This window comes from Rhodococcus sp. EPR-157 (genome assembly GCF_001647195.1).
Lineage (GTDB): Bacteria > Actinomycetota > Actinomycetes > Mycobacteriales > Mycobacteriaceae > Rhodococcoides.
On record NZ_LVCV01000299.1, the window covers coordinates 1 to 3,452 of the forward strand.

Below are 3,452 nucleotides of genomic sequence, written 5' to 3' on the forward strand. Positions count from 1 at the left end.
GTCCACTTCTTCACCCGCGGTAAAGCCGTCACCAGCCGCTGGCTCGACCCCAGCCACGGCGGTATCAACCTCGGCTTCCCCGAAAACAGCTGAGCACCGATTCACTACGAAGGAGTAGGAATGGTTGCCAATATTTCGTTTCCTCGTTTCCTCAAGCTTGGCCCGGGCGCCGTCGAGGAACTGGGATCGGTCCTGATCGACCTCGATGTCCAACGGCCCCTTCTCGTCACCGATGCGTTCATGGTCAGCACCGGAGCTGCCGAGCGGCTGCTGAAAATCATCGAAGCGACCGGTAAGGAGGCCGCGTTGTTCGCCGAGACCGTTCCTGACCCGACGACGGATTCTCTGCAGGCAGGCCTCGACGCGGCGGCAGCCCACGACGCCGACGCCATCATCGGATTCGGCGGCGGCAGCCCGATGGATACGGCCAAGGCCTTGGCCGTGTTGTCGACGCAGGGCGGCGTCATGCGCGATTTCAAGGCTCCTCGGCTCTACGCGGGACCCGCGCTTCCCATCATCGCCATCCCAACCACAGCCGGAAGTGGCTCCGAGGCAACACAGTTCACGATCATCACAGACGTCGAGTCCGATGAGAAGATGCTGTGCCCCGGTCTGTCGTTCCTTCCGATCGCATCTATCGTCGACTCGGAACTCACGATGTCCATGCCGCCGAGACTGACGGCAGACACCGGAGTCGACGCGTTGACGCATGCCATCGAGGCGTACGTCAGCAAGAAGGCCAACCCCATTTCCGATGGACTTGCACTGTCGGCGATGAGGACGATCGGTAAGTACCTTCTGCGTGCATACCGAGACGGCTCGGATCGCGAAGCGCGTGAGCACATGATGCACGCCTCGACTCAAGCCGGCATGGCGTTCTCCAATGCAAGCGTGTGTCTCGTGCATGGAATGAGTCGGCCGATAGGCGCACATTTTCATGTGGCACACGGACTTTCCAATGCAATGTTGCTGCCCGCGATCACCTCGTTCTCGATCTCGGGTGCGCAAGACCGCTACGCCGATTGTGCACGACAACTGGGCGCCGCCGAGCGGACAGATTCCGACGACAGCGCATCGAAGAAGTTGATCGAGTTCATCGACACGCTGTGCGCCGACGTCGAGGTACCGAGGCCGGGTACCTACGGCATCGACCGGGCACGCTGGGACGAACTGATTCCGCTGATGGCCGAGCAGGCCCTGGCGTCAGGATCGCCGTCGAACAACCCGGTGGTACCCACGGCCGAGGAGATCGCGGAGCTGTACCGCACGGTGTACTGAACAGCGGCGTACTGAAAGTCGACGTCTGATGGCCTCGCACCCCACTGGGGTGCGAGGCCATCGGTCGTTGTCTCCCGCTGCAATCGAATCCAACGGCGTCACACACTATTTACATGGTTCCTAGAAAAATAGTGTCTACAGGAAGTATTCTCTTGTTCAGTGCACGTCCGCGGTGCCCACTCGCGCCGGGCGCACGTGCCCCTCGGCAACTCCCTCGACACCTCCCACCGCATCTGCCGGTCAGCCCGCGCATACTCCGGCGTCGATCTAACGAACTGGACAACCGACATGAACATGAAGAAATACTTCGAAGGACCGGCCACGAGCCTCGACGATCAGATCGAGAGCTACGCAACATCGAGGGTCCCGGCAACTCAGCGCTGGCCCCGGCCCGCAATTCTGCTGGTGCTCACCGGGAACGTCACGGCCATGTTCTGGTTCTCGCTCGGAGGCCAGATCGGCTTTCTCGTCGGATGGCCGATGTTCTTGATACCCATCGCATACATGGTTGTCGGCGCCACTCTCGTCGGTAGCCTCATCATGCGAATCGCGAGCCAGGAGGGCTTGTCGCTCCCCCTCCTCACCCGCGGTCTCGGCTTCGGAACGAAGGGGTCGGCAGTTGCCTCGCTGGTCTACGCGGTCAACTACGTCTTCTACTTCATCTTCGAGGGAAGCATCGTCTCCCACGGACTGAGCGAATTCGCGGGCATCGACATCGACTCGTTCTGGGCCACCATCGTTTTCGCGATCGTCGCTCTGGTCGCACTGTACTTCTCGTGGCGCGGAATGCACTCGATGAACGTTCTGCAGCGGTTCGGAATGCCGATCTTCCTGATTCTCTTCGCGATCGGGATGTACATGTTGGCGAGCGGCTACGTACTCGTCGGGCCCGGCGAATGGGTCGCCACCGATGGCTTCTCCTCGACGGCGATGTGGCAGGCATTGAGTTTGGCCAACGGCCAGGTCGTATTTCAGGCACTCATAGCAACCGACTACGGACGGTTCGTGAAGAAGGACGTCACCTACCGCGGCACAGCAAGCCTGATGCTGGCCGAGTTGCTGATGATCGTCGTCGTGATGGTGCTCGGCGTCTTCCTCGGATTCACGATGCTCCGACACTTCGACGGCACTGCAACGCCGGAACTGTCCGCGACGGATCCGGGTCTCTACTTCGCGATCGTGATGGGTCTGCTCGGCGTCATCTTCGCGATCGTCACACAGGTACGGATCAACGTCATGAATCTCTATTCAGGGTCACTGGCCCTGTCCAATGCATGGGACGTGCTGTCTCCAAGGAAGCTCGGCCGACAGTGGTGGATGGTCGCACTCCTCGTCGTCGGAGTTGCCTTCTACCCCATCAACATCCTGCAATACACAGACAAGTTCCTCGCAGTCACCGGCATCATGACCAACACCTGGATCTTCATTCTTCTCGCGGACTACTTCATCTGCCGTAAGTGGCTCGGTCTCGCCCCGTCCAGCAACATCGAGTTCCGGGACGGCTGGGTCCGCAACTGGAACCCCTGCGGTATCAGCGCGATGCTGATCGGCATCGCAGTCGGCGCCGTCGGGGTGTTCGGGGTCTACCCGTCGTACTACGCGTCGTTCATTGCAATGTTCATCGGGCCGATCATCTACGTGCCACTGACCGTGCTGACACGAGGGCGCTTCTACACGCCAACCGACGCGCCCTCATCGGTCGCGCAACCCGACGCAACGTCGACGCACTGAAAGGACACTTCATCGTGACTTCGCCCGCTCCCTACCTCAGCGCCGCAATCCAATTCGAGCCGACACTCTTCGACAAGTCCGGCAACGTGTCGATGTTGCTGACCTTGGTCACCGAAGCCGCGACGTTCGGCGCCAAGCTCATCACGACCCCCGAGATGGCGGCCACCGGATACTGCCTGTACGACTACGACGAAGCCGCATCGGTCGTCGAAACCATCCCTGGTCCCACCACCGATACGTTCGCGGAAGTGACGCGCGAGCACGGCTGCTACCTCGTCATCGGAATGCCGGAGATCGATCCGCAGACAGGCCTCTTCTACAACAGCGCGGTGCTGATCGGGCCCGACGGAATCGTCGGAACTCACCGAAAGACCCACTCGTACATCGCAGAACCCAAGTGGGCAGCCCCGGGCAACCTCGGTCATGCGGTTCACGACACCGAG

At 60.8% G+C, this 3,452-nt stretch carries 3 protein-coding genes and 1 pseudogene; all 4 read left to right on the forward strand.

What is annotated here, in order from left to right:
• Positions 1 to 93, forward strand: a pseudogene (locus tag A2J03_RS31685) (methylmalonate-semialdehyde dehydrogenase); the annotation flags it as partial.
• Positions 94 to 120: 27 nt separating this feature from the next.
• Positions 121 to 1,278: an iron-containing alcohol dehydrogenase gene (locus A2J03_RS13790; protein WP_068374792.1), complete on the forward strand. Its 1,158-nt coding sequence runs from the start codon at positions 121 to 123 to the stop codon at positions 1,276 to 1,278.
• A gap of 288 nt (positions 1,279 to 1,566) precedes the next feature.
• Positions 1,567 to 3,009 (forward strand): purine-cytosine permease family protein, encoded by a 1,443-nt coding sequence (locus A2J03_RS13795; RefSeq protein WP_068374793.1) that lies wholly within the window; start codon positions 1,567 to 1,569, stop codon positions 3,007 to 3,009.
• 14 nt (positions 3,010 to 3,023) lie between these two features.
• Positions 3,024 to 3,452: nitrilase-related carbon-nitrogen hydrolase (locus A2J03_RS13800; protein WP_331712376.1), on the forward strand; the 429-nt coding region annotated here is incomplete at its 3' end.